Raw genomic sequence first — 23551 nt, forward strand, 5'->3', positions numbered from 1 at the left:
TCGTTATGATTCAAGTCGAGCCGCCAGGGCGCGGTAATCCGCAGCCAGAGTGGCATCCAGCACTTCGCGCGGGAATTCATCGGTCACCACCGCATCGCCCATCCGGCGCAGCAGCACCAGACGCAAGCGACCGTCGAGGACCTTCTTATCCACCGCCATATGTTCGAGGAAATCATCCGCCGTCATCTCGGCGGGCGGCACGACTGGCAGCCCAGCCTTGATCAGCAGGCGCAGACCGCGGTCGCGCTCGGACGCGGATATCCAACCCAGGCGAGTAGACATCTCGAGCGCCATGGCCGTTCCTGCAGCGACGGCCTCACCGTGCAACCAGACGCCATAACCCATGTGGGTCTCGATGGCGTGCCCGAAGGTATGCCCGAGGTTGAGCGTGGCCCGCACCCCCGACTCGCGCTCATCGGCACCGACCACACGCGCCTTGGCCGCACAGGAGCGCTCGATCGCCTCGATCAAGGCCCGACCATCCAAGGCCCGCAAGGCCTCGACATGCGCCTCGAGCCAGCCCAGAAAGGCCTCGTCGCAAATCAAACCGTACTTGATGACCTCGGCCAGTCCGGCGGACAGCTCGCGGGCCGGCAGGGTAGCCAGCACCGAGGTATCGATCACCACCGCCTTCGGTTGATAGAAGGCACCGACCATGTTCTTGCCCAGCGGGTGATTGATGCCGGTCTTGCCACCAACCGAAGAGTCGACCTGAGACAGCAGCGTGGTCGGCACCTGGATGAAGTCGACACCACGCTGGTAACAGGCCGCCGCAAAACCGGCCATGTCGCCAACCACGCCGCCGCCCAAGGCGACAACCGTGGTGCGTCGATCATGGCGCGCCTGCAGCAGACCGTCGAAGATCAGCTGCAAGGTCTGCCAGTTCTTGTGGGATTCGCCGTCCGGCAAGATGACGGAGGTCAACTCACAACCAGCCAGGCTGGCTTCGAGGGCCTTCAGATAAAGCGGCGCCACGATCTCATTGGTGACAATGGCAACCTGCCGGCCAGCAAGGTGCTGCTTGAACAGCTCCGCACGAGCCAACAGCCCCTCACCTATGTAGATGGGATAACTGCGCTCACCTAGATCGACTGTAAGAGTCTGCATGACGCCCCCTGAAGAAAGGGCAATAGGATAGCGCAGTTAGGCCCTGGCTTTAACGGGGAGGAAGCGCATCGAGACGATCAATGATTTCCTGCACCACCATGCGCGGCGGACGCTCATCGGTCTCGATGATCACATCCGCAATCTCTCGGTACAGGGGATCACGAATCTGCATAAGACTTGCGAGCACCTTGGCCGGATCGGAATTGCGCAGCAGCGGGCGATTGCGGTCACGCGAGGTGCGATCCAGCTGCTGCTCTACCGAGGCATGCAGGTAGATCACCCGGCCGCCAGCACGAAGCGCCTGGCGATTCTCCGGCCGCAGCACTACACCGCCGCCGGTCGCAATCACCACACCACCAAGCTCGCAGAGCTCCGCGATCATCGACTGCTCGCGCTCGCGAAACCCCTGCTCACCCTCGACATCGAAGATCCAAGGAATGTCAGCACCGGTGCGCTGCTCGATCTCCTTGTCGGAGTCCTTGAACTGCAACTTCAACTCTTTTGCCAACAACCGCCCGATGGTGCTCTTACCAGCCCCCATCGGGCCTACCAGTATCAAATTCCTCACAACATCAACGACTCACGGCGATGGCTTGGTTGTTCATGATGCGTGGAGTGATGAATACCAGCAGCTCATTCTTGCTTTCCTGGACAATATCGCGCCGGAAAAGACGACCAAGAAAAGGCATATCCCCCAGAAGAGGCACTTTCTCCACCGCTTTACTTTGGGTGTTAGAGAAGACGCCACCGATGACAATAGTCTCACCATCACTCACCAGAACCTTGGCGTTCACCTCGTTCTTTCTGATCGGTGGAACACCCAGCACCGCGTTCTCGTAATCCGGCTCGTCCTTATTAACCTTAACTTCCATGATGATACGGTTATCCGGTGTGATTTGCGGCGTAACCTCCAAGGCAAGGGCTGCCTCTTTGAACGAGACGGTTGTCGCGCCACTGGAGCTTGACTCCTGATAGGGCACTTCGGAGCCCTTGAGGATCTTGGCCGTTTCCTTATCAGAAGTTACAACCTTGGGCTGTGAAATTACCTCGCCATTACCGGTCTTTTCCATGGCAGACAGCTGCAGGTCAAGGATCACATTATCCGTCAAGAAACCGATGCCGATACCCGAAGTGCTATTTGCAACCCCCATATCGACAAAGGGCACATTCATGGTCGCATCTTGCGAAGTGTAATCCCCGGCAGTTTTGGTGCCTGGCAACAGGAGGTTGCCATCATCATCAAAGCCCCTCGCGCCATCCTTGCCATAGAAACTCCAATTATTGTCACCAAGGAATGCCCCGCCCCAGCGGACACCCAGACTCTTATCAAAACCGACACTGGCCTCAACAATCCGAGCCTCAATCATCACCTGACGAACTGGTATATCCAGTTGCGCAACTATGCGGCGCAATTCATCCAAATTCTCCTGGGTTTGAAAGGCGATTATACTATTGGTGCGATCGTCAACAGTAACGGAGCCCCGCTCCGCCTTATCCCCGGACTCCAAACCTGCAACAGATTGAAACAGCGCAGCAATATCTGAGGCCTTGGCGTAGTTAACCTGTATCAACTCCCTACGCAGAGGCGCAAGTTCGGCTATTTGATTCTTGGCCTCCAACTCCTGACGCTCACGAGCAGCAATTTCATCTGCCGGAGCGACCAACAGCACATTGCCCACCTTGCGCTTATCAAGCCCGCGGGTCTTGAGCACCAGATCCAGCGCCTGATCCCAAGGCACGTTCTGCAGACGCAGGGTTATATTGCCCTGCACGGTATCGCTGGCCACCAGATTGAGATCAGTGAAGTCAGCAATCAACTGAAGGACCGAGCGAACATCGATATCCTGAAAATTCAGGGACAGCTTCTCGCCCGAGTAAGCAAAGCGCTCAGCCTTACGCTTCTCCACATCATCCTGGGTTAGCGGCTTGACACTGACAGTCAGCTTGTTGTCCGTCTGGAAGACCAAATAGTCATACAGACCGGACGGCTCAATGGAAATATTGGTTTTATCCCCCTCAGTGACAGCACTGACGAACTGAACGGGCGTTGCAAAGTCCTTTACATCCAAGCGCACCTTCAATGCGTCAGGCAACTGGGTCTTAGCAAAACTCAAGCGAATCTTGCCACCCTGCTCCTGAATATCGGGGCTAACCGTGGCATCTGACAATTCGATAACAACATTGCCTTCACCGAGTTCGCCACGCTGGAAATCAACACCCTTAATTTCCCTCCCAACTGACGGCAAGGGACGAGCAGGCTGAGCAACAGCAGGAGAGGACGGTGCCGCAGAACTCGCAGATGCATCACCCACTACTACGTATATGTTATTACCCTCAGCACGAGTACTGTAGGGCATTAGCGTAGACAAATTCACAATCAAACGGGTGCGATCCTTCGCCTCCACCACGGTAACGCTGCGAGCATTACCAACACCTAGCTCGCGGTTCTTGGTACCTAGCTTATTCGCCACTCCCGGCAAATCGAGGGCAATACGGGCAGGCTGCTCAATCGTGTAGCCGCGCGGAGCAACTACAGGCTCATCAAATGTCAGCTTTAACTCAACCTTGTCACCTGGCAGCGAGGCCACATCCAAACCTTGCAAGTTTGCTGCAAGCAGACTGGGCGCAAAAATAGCGACAGCAAGCGAGACACCAAGACGAGATAAATAGCCGTTCATCAGCTTGCCCCATTGTGCAGATATATAATTATTTTCCATGCCTGAAATCGCCATTTAAGAGCGCTCCTTGAGAGACAGAGACCGAGGTCGCTCAAGCCACCCCCCCTCACCATCGGGAACAATTTCAATCACATCCACTTTAGCCTCATCGATCACCGTGACGCGGCCGTGGTTGCGCCCGAGGTAGTCCCCCGCCTTGACACGATGCACTCCGCCCGCCCCACGAATCAGTGCATATACTGAACCTTGGTTCGCAAGCGTTCCGACCATTTCAAAAGTTTCTATATTGAAGCCCTCAAGAAATTGGCGAACCCGTGTTTCGTCGGGTTTTACATCTTTCGAGCCTTTTTGCTGACTCGCGAGATCAATCTTGACAGGCGGCTGGAACGGATTGCGAAGAGCAGCAGCACCGTAGGTAAACGCCTCATAAGGCTGAAACTTTGGCAAGGGCTCAATAGAACCCTTCGGGCGCGCGCGTTCTTGATCCATAAAAGCTTGAAGATCGGAAAAGTCATCGCCACCAACGCACCCAGCAAGAGCCAGCGCACACATTAGAAACAGCAGGCGAGCCACTGTCATTTCTTCAGCTCCTGGTCGTTATACCGGTAAGTCTTGGCGAGAACGCGCATGCGCAACTTGGAAATGTTGCCCTCCTCACTCGGCTTGATCTCGAAATCATGCAGCGTAACAATCCGCGGCAGACTGGCAACACCACTGACGAAAGACGCCAAATCGTGATAACCACCCACTACCGACATCTGAATCGGCAGCTCGATATAGAATTGCTGAGCAACTTCCGGCTGCAACTTGATCTCTTCGAACTCCAAGCCACTCCCCAGACCGGTTCGAGTAATATCCTCAAGCAGCCCCGGCACCTCCGTATCGCTAGGCAACTGACGCAGCAAAGCCCCGAAAGACTCCTCCATTTCCTTCATCTGAACCTTGTACGCTTCCAGATTGGCAGCCTGAAAAGCCTTGCTTGAGAATTGCTGCTTTAGCGTTTCCTCTTCTGCACGCTTCCCATCCAACTGAGCCTGCAGATCTTTAAGATAAAAATTGTAGCCAAGCGCCATGGCCGCAATGAGCAACAGCATGCAAGCAATAGCCTTTACCGCAGCAGGCCAAGAGCCCAGATTGTTCAGATCAAGCTCTGACAGATCTACCTTGCGCAAGGACTCCAGAGATTCAGTAAGGCTCATTATTTTTTACCCCCTGCTTTTACTGGAGCTTTTTTATTAGCGCCCTTCTCTAAAATCGCCTCTTCCTCTGCCTCTTCTCCGGGGCGAGTCTGTTTGACCGTGAGTTTGAAAACGTTGGCCTGGTCAACCGCCCCTGCAGTCACCGCCTTGACCTCAGTCAAATTTGGCTCTTTCAACCAGTCCGAAGAGTCCAGATTACGCATCAGATTGGAGACCCGATTGTTCGACTCGGCTGCGCCGGTGATGGCGATCGACTTGCCTTCCATCTTCAACTCTGAGAAATACACCCCATCCGGCAGCGTGCGGACGAACTGATCGAAAACCCGCCCAATGATCGGCCGGTTGCCCTGCAGATCCTGAATGATCTTCATCCGTTCAAGCAGTTGCGCACGCCGGGTTTTCAGCTCGCTGATTTCCTTGATTCGCGCATCCAGCACGGCAATTTCCTTGCGCACGAACTCGTTACGTGCGGTTTGCTGCTCGATGGCGCCGTTCAGGTACTGGCCGCCGAGGAATACCAAGCCAGCAGAAATCACGAGCACGCCGGCAAGAGCGACCAGAAAGCGCTGCTTGCGCTCTTCGCGCAGCTGTTCGCGCCAGGGAAGAAGGTTGATCCGTGCCATCAGTCAAAACTCCTCATCGCCAGACCACAGGCAATCATCAACGAAGGCGCATCGCTTGCCAGCGCACCAGCATTGACCTTGCCACCCAGCGCCATATCGGCGAACGGGTTGGCCACCAGGGTTGGAGTACCGATTTTTTGCTGGATCAGTCGATCGAGGTCGGGGATGGACGCGGTCCCACCGGCCAGAAGGATGTAATCGACATCGTTGAACTGCCCGGCGGCGAAGAAGAACTGCAGCGAGCGTGAGACCTGCTGCACCACCGCCTCCTTGAAAGGCTGCAGCACTTCGCTCTCGTAGTCGTCAGGCAGGCCGCCCTGCTTCTTGGCCAGGCCGGCCTCCTCGACCGACAGGCCATAGCGGCGCTGAATCTCTTCGGTCAACTGGCGACCGCCGAACATCTGCTCGCGGGTGTAAATGGTGCGACCGTTATGCAGGACGCTGAGGGTCGTCATGGTCGCACCGATGTCGACTATCGCAACCGTCAGCTCGTCGTGGCCGCTACCCAACTGGGCCGCGAGCAGACCATAGGCGCGCTCGAGGGCGTAAGCCTCGACATCCACCACCTTGGCCGTCAGACCGGACAACGCCAATGCGGCTTCGCGCACCTCGACGTTCTCTTTGCGGCAGGCCGCCAGCAGCACTTCCACGCGGTCGGCGTTGCGCGCCGAAACACCCTGCACCTCGAAGTCGATGGCAACCTCTTCGAGCGGGTAGGGGATGTACTGGTCCGCCTCGATCTTCAGCTGGTTTTCCAGCTCGTCGTCGTTGAGACCGGCCTCCATCTCGATCGTCTTGGTGATCACCGCGGAGCCGGCGACTGCAACGGCAGCCGACCGCGTGCCAGTCTTGGCCTTGGCCAGCACGCGCGACAGCGCCTGACCAACGCCTTCCAGCTCGGCGATGTTCTTTTCGACAACAGCATTGGGTGGGAGCGGCTCGACAGCGTAGGCCTCTACTTTGTAGCGGCTTCCCGAGCGACTCAATTCGAGGAGCTTGACCGAGGTCGAACTGATGTCGATCCCCAGAAGCGTGTTCGCTTTCTTATTGAAGAGCCCTAGCACGACCGATTTCCTATCTGCATCCGAGACTTACGGACTATTTATGTTTTTCCACATTAAATAACAGTCTTGACAGAAGCGCAAATGGCTACCCGGCAAAAAAACCGCTTATAATGTGAACAGTTTTCCTCTTTTCACACTGCCCCACGCTTAACTCATTCTTTTATCTGGAAATCCAAGAGTCCTAATGCGTCTGCTGAAGTTTTTCTGGTGGTCTTGCGTCGCCGTTTTTTGTGGGCTAGCCCTCAGTTTCAGCGGTGCCTTCCTCTACCTTAGTCCTGGCCTGCCCTCGGTCGAGTCACTGCGCAGCATCCAGCTACAGATCCCCCTGCGCGTCTACAGCAGTGATAACAAGCTGATCGCCGAGTTTGGCGAGATGCGCCGTTCCCCCATTCGCTTCGATGACATCCCCCAGGACTTCATCCACGCCCTGCTGGCGGCAGAAGACGACAATTTCGCCAACCATTATGGCGTCGACTTTACCAGCCTGATGCGTGCTGCCACTCAGTTATTGTCGAGCGGACACATCCAGACTGGCGGCAGCACCATCACCATGCAGGTAGCGAAGAATTTCTTCCTTACCAACGAACGCAGCTTTTCACGCAAGATCAGCGAGATACTCCTCGCTTTGCAGATAGAACGCGAGCTCAGCAAGAACGAAATCCTCGAGCTCTACGTCAACAAGATATACCTGGGCAACCGCGCCTACGGCATCGAGGCAGCCGCCCAGGTTTACTACGGCAAATCGATCCGCGACACCAGCCTGGCGCAGATGGCGATGATCGCCGGCCTGCCCAAGGCACCCTCGCGCTACAACCCGCTGATCAATCCGAAACGCAGCATGGAACGCCGCGACTGGATTCTCGGCCGCATGCTGAAACTGGGCGCCATCGACCAGGCCCGCTATGACGCCGCCATCGCCGAGCCGGTGGACGCACGCCATCATGTGCAACCGCCGGAACTGAATGCGCCCTACATCGCCGAAATGGCCCGCGCCGAAATGGTCGGCCGCTATGGCAGCGACGCCTACACCGAAGGTTTCCGTGTCACCACCACAGTACCCGCCGCGCTGCAGGAGGCCGCCAACCAGTCCCTGCATGACGGTCTGATCAGCTATGACCAGCGCCATGGCTACCGCGGCCCGGAAACCCGCCTGCCCGGCCTGACCCGCGAAGCCTGGCTGCAGGAACTGAGCAAGCAGAAAAGCATTGGCGGCCTGGAGCCGGTGATCGTCAGTCAGGTCGAGAAGAGCGGCATCCTGGTACTCAAGCGCAACGGTGAGGAAGAGCCGGTGGCCTGGGACAGCATGAAATGGGCCCGCCCCTTCCTCAACACCAACAGCCTGGGGCCAAGGCCGCAGAAACCGGAAGACGTGGTGCAGATCGGCGACCTGGTCCGGGTCGAACGCGAGACGAAGAACAACAGCCTGCTGTTCCGCCAGATTCCGGCCGCACAGAGCGCCCTGGTCTCGCTGGACCCGCAGAATGGTGCCATCCGCGCCCTGGTCGGCGGCTTCTCCTTCGAGCAGAGCAACTACAACCGCGCAGCCCAGGCCAAGCGCCAGCCCGGCTCGAGCTTCAAGCCCTTCATCTATAGCGCCGCACTGGACAGTGGCTTCACCGCCGCCAGCCTGGTCAACGATGCGCCCATCGTGTTCCAGGAAGCGGGCATGGATGAAGCCTGGCGCCCGAAGAACGACAACAACACCTTCCTCGGCCCGATCCGCCTGCGCGAGGCCCTGTACAAGTCGCGCAACCTGGTATCGATCCGCCTGCTGCAGACCATCGGCATCGACTTCGCCCTCAACTACATCAGCAACTTCGGCTTCAACAAGCAGGACCTGCCGCGCAACCTGTCGCTGGCCCTCGGCACGGCCAACCTGACCCCGCTGGAGATCGCCACCGGCTGGACCGCCTTCGCCAACGGCGGCTACAAGATCCAGCCGTACCTGATCGAGCGCATCGACAGCCGCGAGGGCAAACCGCTGTTCATCGCCAACCCGGCGCGCACCGCCAGCAGCGCGGCGAACCTGGAAGAACAGAACGCCATGCCGCTCTCGCTGGAGGCGAATGCCGCCCCGGTCAAGCCGGTGATCGCCGAACAGATCATCGACGAGCGCACCGCCTACATCCTCACCAACATGCTGCAGGACGTGATCAAGCGCGGTACCGGGCGCCGCGCTCTGGCCATGGGCCGCGGCGACCTGGCGGGCAAGACCGGCACCACCAACGAGTCCAAGGACAGCTGGTTCTCCGGCTACAACGCCGATTACGTGACCACCGTGTGGTCCGGCTTCGACCAGCCGGAAAGCCTGGGCCGCCACGAGTACGGCGGCACCGTGGCCCTGCCGATCTGGATGGACTACATGAGCGCCGCGCTGAAGGACAAGCCGGAACACCTGCCGCCCGAGCCGGCCGGCCTGCTCACCCTGCGCGTCGATCCGCTCAGCGGCCGCGCCGCCTCGCCAGGCGCGCCGGACGCCTACTTCGAGCTGTTCAAGAGCGAAGACTCGCCGCCCCCGACCAGCGAGCTGGACGGCCTGGCCATCCCCGGCAGCCCGCTGCCGCAGGATGAAGCCGCCCCCATCGACCTGTTCTGAGGGCTTGCGCTCGACCACGCCGAGCCCGGACCGCAAACGCCACCCACAAAAAAGCCCCGCAGTTGCGGGGCTTTTTTATGCGCTACGGCTTAGCCGTTGAACACGTCATCCACCGACTTCAGCGGGTAGTTCTTCGGGTACGGCAGGGTCGCCACGCCGGTCTCGATCGCCGCCTTGGCCACGGCATCGGAGATCACGGTGATCAGACGTGCATCCATCGGCTTCGGAATGATGTACTCGCGACCGAAGCTCAGCGCGATGCCGCCATAGGCGTCGCAGACTTCCTGCGGCACCGGCAGCTTGGCCAGGTCACGCAGGGCCAGCGCGGCGGCGATCTTCATCTCTTCGTTGATGCGGGTCGCACGCACGTCCAGCGCACCGCGGAAGATGAAGGGGAAGCCGAGCACATTGTTGACCTGGTTCGGGTAGTCCGAACGACCGGTCGCCATGATCACGTCCGGGCGCGCTTCGCGGGCCAGTTCCGGCTTGATCTCCGGATCCGGGTTGGAGCAGGCGAACACGATCGGGTTCGGCGCCATGCGCTTGAGGTCTTCCGCGCTCAGCAGGTTGGCGCCGGACAGGCCAACGAACACGTCGGCGCCGTCGAGGGCGTCGGACAGGGTGCGCTTGTCGGTCTCGTGGGCGAACACCGCCTTGTACTGGTTGAGGTCGTCGCGACCGGCATGGATCACGCCCTTGCGGTCGTTCATGAAGATGTTCTCGACCTTGGCGCCCATGCTCACCAGCAGCTTCATGCAGGAGATCGCGGCGGCACCGGCGCCGAGGCAGACGATCTTGGCCTCCGGCAGGTTCTTGCCGGCGATTTCCAGGGCGTTGAGCATGCCGGCCGCGGTGACGATGGCGGTGCCGTGCTGGTCATCGTGGAACACCGGAATGTCGCACTGTTCGATCAGCGCGCGCTCGATCTCGAAGCACTCGGGTGCCTTGATATCTTCCAGGTTGATGCCACCGAAGGTGATGGAGATGCGCTTGACCGTGTCGATGAAGGCCTGCGGGCTCTCGGAGTCGACTTCGATGTCGAATACGTCGATACCGGCGAAACGCTTGAACAGCACGCCCTTGCCTTCCATCACCGGCTTGGAGGCCAGCGGGCCGAGGTTGCCCAGGCCGAGAATAGCGGTACCGTCGGAAATCACTGCCACCAGGTTGCCCTTGCCGGTATAGCGATAGGCCAGTTCGGCATCGCGGGCAATCTCGCGCACCGGCTCAGCCACACCCGGGCTGTAGGCCAGGGACAGGTCGCGGGCAGTGGCAGTGGGCTTGGTCAGTTCCACGCTCAGTTTTCCCGGACGGGGCTGGGCGTGGTACTCGAGAGCGGCAGTTTTCAAATCGGACATGTTGGCTATTCCCGCTTTTGCTGTGAAACGCAGGCGAGCGAGCATACGCAAGATGGCTGACGCCGACAAGGCCGCTCTACGCGGGCTGCGGCGCCCTAGCGCACCATCTTCAGCCAGGCCTCGGGGCGCGGTTGCCCGCTCGGGTACAGGCCGTTGAGCAGGCGCAGGCGCGTCAGCGGATCGCCCTCGACGCTCATCTGCCCGCTCAGCGCCTCCAGCCCCTGGCCGGGCTTGAGCTGCACCAGACGCAGGCGGCGCGGCTCGGTCAGCTCACGCTCCTGCGCCTGCAGCGGACGGAAACTGCGGATCACCTCGAGGAACCGCTCATCCTGGCTTTCCAGCGAAGCACGACCCTTGACCGCGGCCACGAAGAGGAACGCCTGCTTCTCGCGCATGATCACCGCCACCCGCTTGGCCGCCGCCCCCGGCACCACGCCAGTGGCGACCTCCAGCCCGGCCTGGCGGAAACTGTCCTGCTGCACCAACTGCTGGCGGCCGGCACGGCGGCCGAGGTATTCCTGCGCCGTCGCCGGCTGCGCCAGGGGCTCGAGGCTCATGACCACGAACGCCTGCTGATCGGGGGCGTGCATGATCACCGCATCGGCCCGATTGATCAGCTCCCAGCCCGGCGGGAAGGCCAGGGTGAAATCCAGCCCACCATGATAGAAGCGCTGCCCGCGGCGCACGCCGGCATCGGCCGAGTCGCCGAAGGGCATGCCCTCGATCTGCTGCAGATAGGCATCCCGGCCGACCTCGCCCTGGCCGCTGGCCAGCGGGCTGGCGGCGGCCACCACCTGACGCAGGCGGGTATCGTTGTCCGGGTGGGTGTCGAATAGGCCGTGGTAGCCGGACGGTGGCACCTCCTGCCCCTTGGCCTGGGCCTGGTCGCGGGCGAAGTCCTCCTGAGCCTTGAGCACCTTGACCACCTCGATCATCGCCTGCGGGTCATAGCCGCTGCGCGCCAGGTATTGCGCGCCGAGGCCATCGGCCTCCAGCTCCATGTCGCGCCCGTAGCCGCTGACGAAGGCACCGCCCAGGACATTGGTCAGATCGCCCGCCGCGCCGACCCCGGTGCCCACCGCCACTGCCTGGCCGAGGATGTTCCAGGCCGTCGACTGGCTCTGCTGGCGCACGCTGTGGCGAGCGGTAACGTGGCCGACCTCGTGACCGAGCACTGCCGCCAGCTCGGCCTCCGAACCGAGGTAGGCCATCAGCCCGCGGTGGATATAGATATGCCCGCCCGGCACGGCGAAGGCGTTGATGTCCGGGCTGTCGATGACCGTGAAGCGGTACTGCAACTGGCTGCGATGACCATGGCGGGCAACCCGCTCGCCGACCTGCTGCACATAGGCCTGCAGCTTTTCATCGGGGTAGCGCGGGTACTGCTTGAGGATTTCCTGGCTGTAGCGCTGGCCCAGCTCGATTTCCTGCCGCTCGCTCATCATCACGAAATCGGTGCGCCCGGTCGCCGGATTGACGGCGCAACCGACCAGCTGCCACAGCACGACCAGCAACAACGCACAACGCACAATCATGGCAACACCTCGAGCATGGCCGCATGGGTAAGGGACAGCATCCAGCGCGCCTGCTGCGCATTTACGCCGCCTCTTCGCGCCCGGTCAACCACCCAGCCGCGCGCCTCGACCTCGCGCCCGACCAGCCCCTGCAGCGCGGCGAGATCGAAATACCCCAGAAGCTTAGGCTCTATCCGCAGCACCAGCGGCCCCTGCAGCTCCAGCCACAAGCCGCCGCGATTGCGCTGCACGCGCTCGACGCGCCCGCGCACCAGGGCGAAGCCGCCGCGCTCGAGCGCCTGCGCCGCCACCACTGGGCTGCTGCGCCACAGGCCCAGACGGCCGCCGCGGGCCTGCCGCTCGGCCTGGCGCTGGCAGTCGACCAGCCCGCTAGCCGGCTCGAACGCCACCTGATAGGCCAGCCCCTCGGCAAGCAACTGCGCCTCCAGGTTGCGCCCGGCGTCATCGTAGACGTGCGCCAGGGTGCGCCCGTAGTGATCGCGCGCCGGCTCGCCCGGACGCAGGCCGACGCGCCCGCCATTGGCCTCGACCAGCAGCTGCAGGCGCCGGCGCGCCGCCTCGGCGAACGGCTGTGCGCCCTGGCCGTTGCGCGCCCGCTCGGGCGCATTGAGGCCGATCAGGCGCACGCTGCGGCCGTCGGCCAGGCGCAGGGTATCGCCATCCACCACCCGCTCGACCTTGAGCTGCGGCAGCGCCGGCGGCAGCGGACAGAAAGCCCAGGCCGGCACAAGCAGAAACGCGGAAACGAAAAAGGCGCCCACCAGGGACGCCTTTTTCAGCAGCGCGGCACAACCCATGAGGTCGCCCGTGGCAGCTCGGATGCTTACTTGGAGCCGAACACGCCGAAACGCTGGTTGAAGCGATCGATACGGCCGCCGGTGTCCAGCACTTTCTGCTTACCGGTGTAGAACGGGTGGCACTCGGAGCAAACGTCCAGGCTCAGCGACTTGCACAGAGTCGAACGGGTCTTGATCACGTTGCCGCAGCTGCAGGTTGCGCTGACTTCTTCGTACTGGGGATGGATATCGGCTTTCATCGCACTTTCCTCGGTTGGTGTGCCGCCACCAGGCTTGCTGCCGGGTACCGCACGGAAATAGGCCGCGGATCATACCAGAGCACGCCGGCCGCGCAAGCCACCCGTCGATCAGGGCGACGCGCGGCCGTGTTAGCATCGCCGCGTCCATTGGGAGCCTGCTGTGCCCGACACCATTCTACGCCTCGCCCTGCCCTCGCCGCTGCGCCGCCTGTTCGACTACCGCGCGCCCGCCGGCGTGCCGCGCAGCGCCCTGCAGCCGGGCATGCGCCTGCGCGTGCCGTTCGGCCGCCGCGAGATGATCGGCGTGCTGATCGAGGTGGTCGAACACAGCGAAGTTCCCCTGGACAAGCTCAAGCCGGCCCTGCAGCTGCTCGACCGCCACACACCGCTACCGGCGCCCCTGTTCAAGCTGTGCCTGTGGACTGCCCAGTACTACCAGCACAGCCTCGGCGACACCCTCAGCTGGGCCCTGCCGGTGCTGCTGCGCCAGGGCGAACCGGCCGAGGCGCGCCAGGAGCGTTTCTGGCACGCCAGCGCGGCGGCCGACCTCAACGACCCGCGCCTGGCCCGCGCACCGCGCCAGCGCGAGGCGCTGCGCACCCTGGCCCAGCATCCCCACGGCGTGGCACACGGCCTGCTGAGCAAGCTGCAACTGAACAAGGACAGCCTCGACCTGCTGCTGGAGAAGGGCCTGGTGCAAGTCGAGATCCGCCGCAACGCCGCGCCGGTCCGTCACGGCGGCTGGCTGGCTCAGCCGGAGCTGCCGCTGAACGCCGAGCAGCGCGCCGCCTTCCACAGCGTGCAGGCCGGCATGCACGGCTTCCATGCCTTCCTCCTGTACGGCGTCACCGGCAGCGGCAAGACCGAGGTCTACCTGCAGCTGATCCGCCACTGCCTGGAGGCCGGCAAGCAGGCCCTGGTGCTGATCCCGGAGATCAACCTCGGCCCGCAGACCCTGGAGCGCTTCGCCCGCCGCTTCAACGCACGGATCGCCCTGCTGCACTCCGGGGTCAACGACCGCGACCGCCTGGACGCCTGGCTGGCGGCGCGCGACGGCGAGGCGGACATCGTCATCGGCACCCGCTCGGCGCTGTTCACCCCACTGAAGAACCCCGGGCTGATCATCATCGACGAGGAGCACGATGCCTCCTATAAGCAGCAGGAAGGCCTGCGCTACCACGCCCGCGACCTGGCCCTGGTGCGCGCCCGCCAGGAAAACCTGCCGATCGTCCTCGGCTCGGCCACGCCCTCCCTGGAAAGCCTGCACAACGCCCACGCCGGCCGCTACGCCCTGCTCAAGCTGACCCAGCGCGCCGGCGGCGCCCAGCCGCCGCGCTTCCTGCGCCTGGACGTGAAGAGCCTGCCGCTCGACTCCGGCATCTCCGGTCCGCTGCAGCAGGCCATCGGCCAGACCCTGGCCGCCGGCCAGCAGGTGCTGGTGTTCCTCAACCGCCGCGGCTTCGCCCCGACCCTGCTGTGTCACGACTGCGGCTGGATCAGCCAGTGCCAGCGCTGCGACGCACGCATGACCCTGCACCAGCGCTCCGGCGAGCTGCGCTGCCACCACTGCGGGCATGCCGAACGGCCGCCGCGGCAGTGCCCGGACTGCGGTACCGTCGACCTGCGCCCGGTCGGCGCCGGCACCGAGCGCGCCGAGGAGCGCCTGAACATCCTCTTCCCGGATTTTCCGGTGCTGCGCATCGACCGCGACACCACCGCGCGCAAGGGCACCATGGACAAGCTGTTCAGCACCATCAGCCGCGGCGAGCCGTGCATCCTAGTCGGCACGCAGATGCTCGCCAAGGGTCACCACTTCCCGCGCGTCACCCTGGTGGCCATCCTCGATGCCGACGGCGGCCTGTACTCCGCGGACTTTCGCGCCAGCGAGCGCATGGCCCAGCTGATCGTCCAGGTCGCCGGGCGCGCCGGACGGGCCGAGGAGCCGGGCAAGGTGATCATCCAGTCGCACCTGGCCGACCACCCGCTGCTGGTCCAGCTCACCGAGCAGGGCTACCCGGCCTTCGCCGAGCAGGCCTTGAGCGAACGGCGCGGCGCCGGCCTGCCGCCGTTCGCCCACCTCGCCCTGCTGCGCGCCGAGGCGCACAAGCCGGGCCAGGCCGAGGCCTTCCTCGACGAGGCCTGCACCTACGCCGAACAGCTGCAACAGGAACTGCAGCTACCGGCCATCGAACTGCTCGGCCCGGTCCCCGCGCCGATGGAGCGCCGCGCCGGCCGCCATCGCGCCCAGCTGTTGCTGCAGGCCGGCAGCCGCGCGCCGCTGCACAAGCTGCTGGGCGCCTGGCTGCCGATCCTCGAAGCCATGCCGGGCGGCCGTGCGGTGCGCTGGTCGCTGGATGTCGACCCCATCGATCTGTTCTGAACGCCCCATTCCAGCAGGCTGCACGCAGCTTTTGCCGACCGCCTGGAGCGTGCGACTTGAAGCCACGCCCCCCGGCCACGGATAATGCCCAGTTTTCGACCCGCCACGGCCGACCGAGCAGACCATGAAAGACACTATTCGCCACCTGATCCAGCAAGCCCTGACCCGCCTCACCGCCGAGGGCGTGCTGCCCGAGGGCCTGAGCCCGGTGATCCAGGTGGAGAACACCAAGGACAAGAGCAACGGCGACTTCGCCAGCAACATCGCCATGATGCTGGCCAAGCCGGCCGCCATGAAGCCGCGCGAGCTGGCCGAGAAGCTGGTCGCCGCCCTGCCGGACGACGCCCAGGTGAGCAAGGTCGAGATCGCCGGCCCCGGCTTCCTCAACTTCTTCCAGAACAGCGACGCCCTGGCCCAGCGCCTGGAAGCGGCGCTGGCCGACGCCAGGCTCGGCGTGCGCAAGGCCGGCCCGGCGCAGCGCGTGGTGGTCGATCTGTCGGCGCCCAACCTGGCCAAGGAAATGCACGTCGGCCACCTGCGTTCGACCATCATCGGCGACGGCGTGGCGCGCGTCCTGGAGTTCCTCGGCGACACCGTGATCCGGCAGAACCACGTCGGCGACTGGGGCACCCAGTTCGGCATGCTGCTGGCCTACATGCAGGAACAACCGGTCGACAGCGAGGCCGGCCTGGCCGACCTGGAGGGCTTCTACCGCGCGGCGAAGAAGCGCTTCGACGAGTCGTCCGAATTCGCCGACCGCGCCCGCCAGCTGGTGGTCCAGCTGCAGGCCGGCGACGCCGACTGCCTGCGCCTGTGGCACCGTTTCAACGACATTTCCCTGAGCCACTGCCAGGCGCTGTACGACCGCCTCGGCGTGAAGCTCTCGATGGCCGACGTCAAGGGCGAGAGCGCCTACAACGACGACCTGGCCAACGTGATCGCCGACCTCAAGGCCAAGGGCCTGCTCAGCGAGAGCGAAGGCGCCCAGTGTGTGTTCATGGACGAGTTCAAGAACGCCGAAGGCAACCCGCTGCCGCTGATCGTGCAGAAGGCCGGCGGCGGCTACCTGTACGCCACCACCGACCTGGCCGCCACCCGCTACCGCGCCAGCGTGCTGAAGGCCGACCGCGTGCTGTACTTCGTCGACCAGCGCCAGGCCCTGCACTTCCAGATGGTCTTCGCCGCCGCCCGCCTGGCCGGCTTCGTCCCGGCGGAGATGCAGCTGGAGCACATGGGCTTCGGCACCATGAACGGTGCCGACGGCCGTCCGTTCAAGACCCGCGACGGCGGCACGGTGAAGCTGGTCGACCTGATCAACGAGGCCGAAGAGCGCGCCTACAGCCTGGTCAAGGCCAAGAACCCCGAGCTGGACGACACCGAGCTGCGCCAGATCGCCCGCGCCGTGGGCGTGGGTGCGGTGAAGTACGCCGACCTGTCCAAGCACCGCACCAGCGACTACAGCTTCAACTTTGAACTGATGCTGAGCTTCGAGGGCAATACCGCGCCCTACCTGCTGTACGCCTACACCCGCGTGGCCAGCGTGTTCCGCAAGCTGGGCAAGAGCGTCGAGGAAATTGGCGGGCAAATCAGCCTGGGCGCCGAGCAGGAACAAGCCCTGGCCGGCAAGCTGGCGCAGTTCGCCGACGTGCTTAACGGCATCGCCGACAAGGGCACCCCACACCTGCTGTGCGCCTACCTGTACGACCTGGCCGGGCTGTTCTCCAGCTTCTACGAGAACTGCCCGATCCTCTCCGCCGAGGACGAGGCGCTGCGCAACAGCCGCCTGCGCCTGGCCGCGCTGACCGGGCGCACCCTCAAGCAGGGCCTGGAGCTGCTCGGCCTGGATACCCTGGAGCGCATGTAAGTGGCGGCAAAGAAGAAGCCCGCGCCCAAGCGCGGCGCCAGCCGCTACCAGGCACCGGCGAAGAAGCCGGTGCCTGGCTGGGTGTGGCTGGCCTGCGGCCTGCTGATCGGCGGCTTCATGGTGTTCCTGTTCAGCCTCGAGCCGGGCCGCGACGGCATCAAGCGCGCCAAACCCGAGGAGGCGCAGCGCCCCGGCAGCACGCCGACCGGTGGGCCGGCCAAGCCACCAGCCGGCAAGCCGGAAGCGCCCAAGCCGAAGTACGACTTCTACACCCTGCTGCCGGAATCCGAGGTCATCGTGCCGCCGGAGGCTCTGCCGACCGAGAAACAAGCGGCCGAGAGCAAGCCGGTGACGCCGGAGGAAGCGGCGAAGATCGACGCCGCGCGCGCCGAAGCCCTGCTCAACGGCCAGACTCCGCCACCGCCGCCGGTGGTGGCCAAGACGCCGGCCACCACCCAGTTCTTCCTCCAGGCCGGTTCCTTCCGCAAGCAGGACGACGCCGACAAGGTGCGCGCGCAGATCATCCTGCTCGGCCAGAACGTGCAGGTGGAATCCGGCACGGTGCGCGAGGAAACCTGGTACCGCGTGCTGGTCGGCCCCTACGCCAATCGCGAGCAGCTGGCCAGCGCGCAGAAGCAGCTGGCTGGCAGCGGTTTCAGCAATCTCTTGCTACAACAGCGGCAGAGCCGCTGATCCGCGATTTGTGACCGCCCGGTTGAAAAGCCGGGCCGGCCACCCCATCTGATCTCCATTCGGGCAACTTCGCCCCGCTGCGTGGAGATTCTCCCCTTGACCACCATCGTTTCAGTGCGCCGCAACGGCAAAGTCGTCATGGGCGGCGACGGCCAGGTCTCGCTCGGCAATACCGTGATGAAAGGCAACGCCAAGAAGGTTCGCCGCCTGTATCACGGCCAGGTGCTGGCCGGCTTCGCCGGCGCCACCGCCGACGCCTTCACCCTGTTCGAGCGTTTCGAGGGGCAACTGGAGAAGCACCAGGGCCACCTGGTGCGCGCCGCCGTCGAATTGGCCAAGGACTGGCGCACCGACCGTTCGCTGAGCCGCCTGGAAGCCATGCTGGCGGTGGCCAACAAGGACGCCTCGCTGATCATCACCGGCAACGGTGACGTGGTCGAACCCGAGCAGGGCCTGATCGCCATGGGCTCCGGCGGCGGCTTCGCCCAGGCCGCGGCCATGGCCCTGCTGCAGAAAACCGATCTCTCCGCCCGTGAGATCACCGAAACCGCATTGAACATTGCCGGTTCCATCTGTGTCTTCACCAATCAGAATCTGACCATCGAGGAAGAAGACTGCGCCGAATAAGCGCGGCTTCCGGAGCCCACCCCATGCCCATGACGCCCCGTGAGATCGTTCACGAACTCAACCGCCACATCATCGGCCAGGACGACGCCAAGCGCGCCGTGGCCATCGCCCTGCGCAACCGCTGGCGGCGCATGCAGCTGCCCGCCGAGCTGCGCCAGGAAGTGACACCGAAGAACATCCTGATGATCGGCCCCACCGGCGTCGGCAAGACCGAGATAGCCCGGCGCCTGGCCAAGCTGGCCAACGCCCCGTTCCTCAAGGTCGAGGCAACCAAGTTCACCGAGGTCGGCTATGTCGGCCGCGACGTCGAGTCGATCATCCGCGACCTGGCCGATGCCGCGCTGAAGATGCTGCGCGAGCAGGAAGTGCAGAAGATGGGCATGCGCGCCGAAGACGCCGCCGAGGAGCGCATCCTCGACGCCCTGCTGCCGCCGGCCCGTACCGGCTTCAACGAGGACCCGACGCCGAGCCATGACTCCAACACCCGCCAGCTGTTCCGCAAGCGCCTGCGCGAGGGCCAGCTGGACGACAAGGAGATCGAGATCGAAGTGGCCGAGCAGCCGGCCGGCGTCGAGATCATGACCCCGCCGGGCATGGAGGAGATGACCAACCAGCTGCAGAGCCTGTTCGCCAACCTGGGCAAAGGCAAGAAGAAGAACCGCAAGCTCAAGGTCAAGGACGCCCTCAAGCTGGTGCGCGACGAGGAAGCAGCGCGCCTGGTCAACGAGGAAGAACTCAAGGCCAAGGCCCTGGAAGCGGTGGAGCAGCACGGCATCGTGTTCATCGACGAGATCGACAAGGTGGCCAAGCGCGGCAATGTCGGCGGCGCCGACGTCTCGCGCGAGGGCGTGCAGCGCGACCTGCTGCCGCTGATCGAGGGCTGCACGGTCAACACCAAGCTGGGCATGGTCAAGACCGATCACATCCTGTTCATCGCCTCCGGCGCCTTCCACCTGTCCAAGCCCAGCGACCTGGTCCCCGAGCTGCAGGGTCGCCTGCCGATCCGCGTCGAGCTCAAGGCCCTGTCGCCGCAGGACTTCGAGCGCATCCTCACCGAACCGCACGCGGCGCTGACCGAGCAGTACTACGCGCTGCTGCAGACCGAAGGGCTGCACATCGAGTTCCTCCCGGACGGCATCCAGCGCATCGCCGAGATCGCCTGGCAGGTCAACGAGAAGACCGAGAACATCGGTGCGCGACGCCTACACACCCTGCTCGAACGCCTGCTCGAGGAAGTCTCCTTCAGCGCCGGCGACCTGGCCGGGAAACAGAACGGCGAGCCGATCCGCATCGATGCCGCCTACGTAAACAGCCACCTCGGCGAACTGGCCCAGGACGAAGACCTGTCGCGCTATATCCTCTGACGGTTGCGGGTGGATAATGCCCAGCGTTATCCACCCGCTACTCGGAAGCCCATCCATGCGCATGCCCAGCTCGATCAAACTGCACAAGGCCTCCAAGACCCTGGAGCTGCATTACGGCGAGCAGAGCTACAGCCTCAGCGCCGAATTCCTGCGCGTGCACTCGCCCTCGGCCGAGGTGCAGGGCCACGGCAACCCCATCCTGCAAACCGGCAAGCTCGGCGTCGGCCTCAGCCGCCTGGAGCCGGCCGGCAATTACGCACTGAAACTGTGCTTCGACGACGGCCATGACAGCGGATTGTTCACCTGGGACTACCTCTATCAGCTGGCCACCCGCCACGACGAACTCTGGGCCGACTACCTCGCCGCGCTGGCCTCGGCCGGGAAATCCCGCGACCCGGACGAGTCCATCGTCAAGCTGATGCTCTAGATCGGCCTCGCGCAATATTGTCTTAACGGTTAGGGCGCACTTTCTAAAGTGCCTGGGCATACTGCCGCGCGCAATCCCATCAGGATTGGCGAACTTGCGCAAAAGTGGAAACTCGGGTAACCAAGGAACTGGCAGGTTCCATGCATTTGGCATAGCCAGGTATGAGCAAGCGCGGAGAGCTTCCGCAACCGGTAACCCGAGCAGTACCAGCCCCTCGCCCTGTGTCAGCGTGCAGGTATTCGTCTCAGGACAATGGAGCGTCGTAGATGAGCAACAAGAACAACGAAGATTTGAAGCAGCAGGCCTCGGAAAGCACCCTGGGCCTGAACCCGGTGATCGGCCTGCGTGGCAAGGACATCCTGACCTCTGCCCGCATGGTCCTGGCCCAGGCCATCAAGCAACCGTTCCACAGCGCCAAACACGTCACCCACTTCGCCTTCGAGCTGAAGAACGTTCTGCTCGGCCAGTCGGAACTGACCCCCGAGGAAGGCGACCGTCGTTTCGCCGACCCGGCCTGGAGCCAGAACCCGCTGTACCGCCGCTACCTGCAGACCTACCTGGCCTGGCGCAAGGAGCTGCACGAGTGGATCGAGGACAGCCACCTCAGCGAACAGGACACCAGCCGCGGCCACTTCGTCATCAACCTGATGACCGAAGCCATGGCACCGACCAACAGCATGGCCAACCCGGCCGCGGTCAAACGCTTCTTCGAAACCGGCGGCAAGAGCCTGCTCGACGGTCTCTCGCACCTGGCCAAGGACATCGTGCACAACGGCGGCATGCCCAGCCAGGTCAACATGGATGCCTTCGAGGTCGGCAAGAACCTGGCCACCAGCGAAGGCGCCGTGGTGTTCCGCAACGACCTGCTGGAGCTGATCCAGTACAAGCCGATCACCGAACAGGTGCAGGAGCGCCCGCTGCTGGTGGTGCCGCCGCAGATCAACAAGTTCTATGTCTTCGACCTGTCGCAGGAAAAGAGCGTCGCCCGCTTCCTCCTGCGCAACGGTATCCAGACCTTCGTGGTCAGCTGGCGCAACCCGACCAAGGCCCAGCGCGAATGGGGCCTGTCGAGCTACATCGAGGCGCTCAAGGAAGCCATCGAGGTGGTCCTGGCGATCACCGGCAGCAAGGACCTGAACATGCTCGGCGCCTGCTCCGGCGGCCTGACCACCGCCTCCCTGCTCGGCCACTACGCCGCCCTCGGCGAGCAAAAGGTACACGCCCTGACCCTGCTGGTCAGCGTGCTGGACACCAAGCTCGACACCCAGGTCGCCCTGTTCGCCGACGAGAAGAGCCTGGAGGTGGCCAAGCGCCGCTCCTACCAGTCCGGCGTACTGGAGGGCAGCGACATGGCCAAGGTGTTCGCCTGGATGCGCCCCAACGACCTGATCTGGAACTACTGGGTCAACAACTACCTGCTCGGCAACGAGCCGCCGGTGTTCGACATTCTCTACTGGAACAACGACACCACTCGCCTGCCGGCCGCCCTGCACGGCGAATTCATCGAGATGTTCAAGACCAACCCGCTGACCCGCGCCGGCGCGCTGGAGGTCTGCGGCACGCCGATCGACCTCAAGCAGGTCACCTGCGACCTGTTCTGCCTGGCCGGCACCACCGACCACATCACGCCGTGGGACGCCTGCTACAAGTCGGCCCACCTGTTCGGCGGCAAAGTCGACTTCGTGCTGTCCAACAGCGGGCATATCCAGAGCATCCTCAACCCGCCGGGCAACCCCAAGGCACGCTACATGACCAACAGCGAGATGCCGCTGGATCCGCGCGCCTGGCAGGCCGGCGCCACCAAGCACGCCGACTCCTGGTGGCTGTACTGGCAGACCTGGCTGGCCGAACGCTCGGGCAAGCTGAAGAAGTCGCCAACCAGCCTCGGCAGCAAGGCTCATCAGCCAGGCGAGGCGGCTCCCGGCACTTACGTGCACGAGCGCTAGACACACGACAACAACATCACCTGTATCACTGCACCTTGCGCAGTACTGCCGACGACACCTGGAAGTGCCGTCCGCTGCCCCGGCCGGCAAGGCCGGGGCAGTGCCTGCCCACCCAGCCGGTGGGTCACTGGAGAGCCGCGCTGGATATCGGCTCGCCACGGATCAAACCATAGGGCTTAGCGCATGCCGCAACCTTTCGCATTCCGTACCATCGAACTGGACGGCCAGACCATCCGCACCGCGGTCCGCCCCGGTAACAGCAAGCTCACGCCGCTGCTGATCTTCAACGGCATCGGCGCCAACCTCGAGCTGGTGATGCCATTCGTCCAGGCCCTGGACCCCGAGCTGGAAGTGATCGCCTTCGACGTCCCCGGCGTCGGCGGCTCCTCCACGCCCAACGCCCCGTACCGTTTCCCCGGCCTGGCCAAGCTGGCCGCGCGCATGCTCGACTACCTGGACTACGGCCAGGTCAACGCCATCGGCGTGTCCTGGGGCGGTGCGCTGGCCCAGCAGTTCGCCCACGACTACCCCGAGCGCTGCAAGAAGCTGGTGCTCGCCGCCACCTCGGCCGGTGCGGTGATGGTGCCGGGCAAGCCCAAGGTGCTCTGGCGCATGGCCAGCCCGCGTCGTTATATCCAGCCGTCCTACGGCGTGCATATCGCCCCGGACATCTACGGCGGCGCCTTCCGCCGCGACCCCAAGCTGGCCCTGGCGCACGCCAGCAAGGTCCGCTCCGGCGGCAAGATGGGTTACTACTGGCAGCTGTTCGCCGGCCTCGGCTGGACCAGCATCCACTGGCTGCATCGGATCAAGCAGCCTACGCTGGTACTGGCCGGCGACGATGACCCGCTCATCCCGCTGGTCAACATGCGCCTGCTGGCCTGGCGCATCCCCAACTCGGAGTTCCACGTCATCGACGATGGCCACCTGTTCCTGGTGACCCGCGCCGAGGCCGTGGCGCCGATCATCATGAAGTTTCTCGAGGAAGAACGGCACCGCGCGGTGATGCACCCGCAACCCGTGCCCATTCGCGGGCACTGACCGCACAACTGTA

20 protein-coding genes are annotated in these 23551 nt (G+C 63.6%); 9 read left to right on the forward strand and 11 right to left on the reverse strand.

The features are described from left to right. Positions 1-3: 3 nt before the first annotated feature. From aroB to F3I62_RS09615, 7 genes are read right to left on the reverse strand one after another with little or no spacing between them, the layout of a single operon-like run. The gene (aroB, locus tag F3I62_RS09585; RefSeq protein ID WP_160489417.1) at positions 4-1107 is read right to left on the reverse strand and encodes a 3-dehydroquinate synthase; all 1104 of its coding nucleotides are present in this window, start codon (positions 1105-1107) and stop codon (positions 4-6) included. A gap of 49 nt (positions 1108-1156) precedes the next feature. Then, on the reverse strand, positions 1157-1675 hold the full coding sequence (gene aroK / locus F3I62_RS09590; RefSeq protein WP_160489418.1) for a shikimate kinase AroK: 519 nt from the start codon (positions 1673-1675) through the stop codon (positions 1157-1159). A 4-nt stretch (positions 1676-1679) separates the two neighbouring features. Continuing rightward, positions 1680-3785 (reverse strand): type IV pilus secretin PilQ, encoded by a 2106-nt coding sequence (gene pilQ / locus F3I62_RS09595; RefSeq protein WP_160489475.1) that lies wholly within the window; start codon positions 3783-3785, stop codon positions 1680-1682. 54 nt (positions 3786-3839) lie between these two features. Then, positions 3840-4364, reverse strand: coding sequence for a type 4a pilus biogenesis lipoprotein PilP (gene pilP, locus F3I62_RS09600; RefSeq protein WP_160489419.1), 525 nt, complete (start codon positions 4362-4364; stop codon positions 3840-3842). Beyond that, positions 4361-4984, reverse strand: coding sequence for a type 4a pilus biogenesis protein PilO (gene pilO, locus F3I62_RS09605; protein WP_160489420.1), 624 nt, complete (start codon positions 4982-4984; stop codon positions 4361-4363). The genes pilP and pilO overlap by 4 nt, the downstream gene beginning before the upstream one ends. Continuing rightward, a complete protein-coding gene (locus F3I62_RS09610; protein WP_160489421.1) occupies positions 4984-5607 on the reverse strand; it encodes a PilN domain-containing protein in 624 nt (207 codons plus the stop codon). The genes pilO and F3I62_RS09610 overlap by 1 nt, the downstream gene beginning before the upstream one ends. Next, positions 5607-6671, reverse strand: coding sequence for a pilus assembly protein PilM (locus tag F3I62_RS09615; RefSeq protein ID WP_160489422.1), 1065 nt, complete (start codon positions 6669-6671; stop codon positions 5607-5609). Before F3I62_RS09615 ends, F3I62_RS09610 begins: the two co-directional genes overlap by 1 nt. 184 nt (positions 6672-6855) lie before the next feature. On the opposite strand from F3I62_RS09615, the gene F3I62_RS09620 reads away from it, so the two are divergent. Continuing rightward, a complete protein-coding gene (locus F3I62_RS09620) occupies positions 6856-9267 on the forward strand; it encodes a penicillin-binding protein 1A (RefSeq protein WP_160489423.1) in 2412 nt (803 codons plus the stop codon). Positions 9268-9356: 89 nt separating this feature from the next. Here the strand turns inward: F3I62_RS09620 and F3I62_RS09625 are convergent, their stop codons facing one another. From F3I62_RS09625 to rpmE, 4 genes are all read right to left on the reverse strand, one after another. Beyond that, on the reverse strand, positions 9357-10625 hold the full coding sequence (locus F3I62_RS09625) for a malic enzyme-like NAD(P)-binding protein (RefSeq protein ID WP_160489424.1): 1269 nt from the start codon (positions 10623-10625) through the stop codon (positions 9357-9359). 95 nt (positions 10626-10720) lie between these two features. Further along, entirely contained in the window at positions 10721-12160 is a 1440-nt protein-coding gene (locus F3I62_RS09630; protein ID WP_160489425.1) for a M48 family metalloprotease, read from the reverse strand. Beyond that, positions 12157-12957, reverse strand: a complete 801-nt coding sequence (locus tag F3I62_RS09635) for a thermonuclease family protein (RefSeq protein ID WP_160489426.1) — start codon at positions 12955-12957, stop codon at positions 12157-12159. The genes F3I62_RS09630 and F3I62_RS09635 overlap by 4 nt, the downstream gene beginning before the upstream one ends. A gap of 26 nt (positions 12958-12983) precedes the next feature. After that, a complete protein-coding gene (gene rpmE / locus F3I62_RS09640) occupies positions 12984-13196 on the reverse strand; it encodes a 50S ribosomal protein L31 (RefSeq protein WP_160489427.1) in 213 nt (70 codons plus the stop codon). Positions 13197-13356: 160 nt separating this feature from the next. On the opposite strand from rpmE, the gene F3I62_RS09645 reads away from it, so the two are divergent. The 8 genes from F3I62_RS09645 (at position 13357) to phaZ (ending at position 23538) form a co-directional block, all read left to right on the forward strand. Beyond that, on the forward strand, positions 13357-15576 hold the full coding sequence (locus F3I62_RS09645) for a primosomal protein N' (RefSeq protein ID WP_160489428.1): 2220 nt from the start codon (positions 13357-13359) through the stop codon (positions 15574-15576). 124 nt (positions 15577-15700) lie between these two features. Beyond that, positions 15701-17440, forward strand: a complete 1740-nt coding sequence (gene argS, locus F3I62_RS09650; RefSeq protein WP_160489429.1) for an arginine--tRNA ligase — start codon at positions 15701-15703, stop codon at positions 17438-17440. Continuing rightward, positions 17441-18133, forward strand: coding sequence for an SPOR domain-containing protein (locus F3I62_RS09655; RefSeq protein WP_160489430.1), 693 nt, complete (start codon positions 17441-17443; stop codon positions 18131-18133). Positions 18134-18229: 96 nt separating this feature from the next. Beyond that, entirely contained in the window at positions 18230-18760 is a 531-nt protein-coding gene (hslV, locus tag F3I62_RS09660) for an ATP-dependent protease subunit HslV (protein WP_160489431.1), read from the forward strand. Between the two features lie 23 nt (positions 18761-18783). Beyond that, positions 18784-20124 (forward strand): ATP-dependent protease ATPase subunit HslU, encoded by a 1341-nt coding sequence (gene hslU / locus F3I62_RS09665; protein WP_160489432.1) that lies wholly within the window; start codon positions 18784-18786, stop codon positions 20122-20124. 55 nt (positions 20125-20179) lie between these two features. Further along, a complete protein-coding gene (locus F3I62_RS09670) occupies positions 20180-20551 on the forward strand; it encodes a gamma-butyrobetaine hydroxylase-like domain-containing protein (RefSeq protein WP_160489433.1) in 372 nt (123 codons plus the stop codon). Between the two features lie 266 nt (positions 20552-20817). Continuing rightward, positions 20818-22497 carry a class II poly(R)-hydroxyalkanoic acid synthase gene (gene phaC, locus F3I62_RS09675; RefSeq protein ID WP_160489434.1) on the forward strand — a complete coding sequence of 560 codons (1680 nt, stop codon included), beginning with the start codon at positions 20818-20820 and terminating at the stop codon, positions 22495-22497. Between the two features lie 183 nt (positions 22498-22680). Then, entirely contained in the window at positions 22681-23538 is an 858-nt protein-coding gene (gene phaZ / locus F3I62_RS09680) for a poly(3-hydroxyalkanoate) depolymerase (protein ID WP_160489435.1), read from the forward strand. Positions 23539-23551: the final 13 nt, after the last annotated feature.

The sequence above is a fragment of the Pseudomonas sp. R-28-1W-6 genome, from assembly GCF_009799925.1.
In the GTDB taxonomy this organism is placed as follows: Bacteria; Pseudomonadota; Gammaproteobacteria; order Pseudomonadales; family Pseudomonadaceae; genus Aquipseudomonas.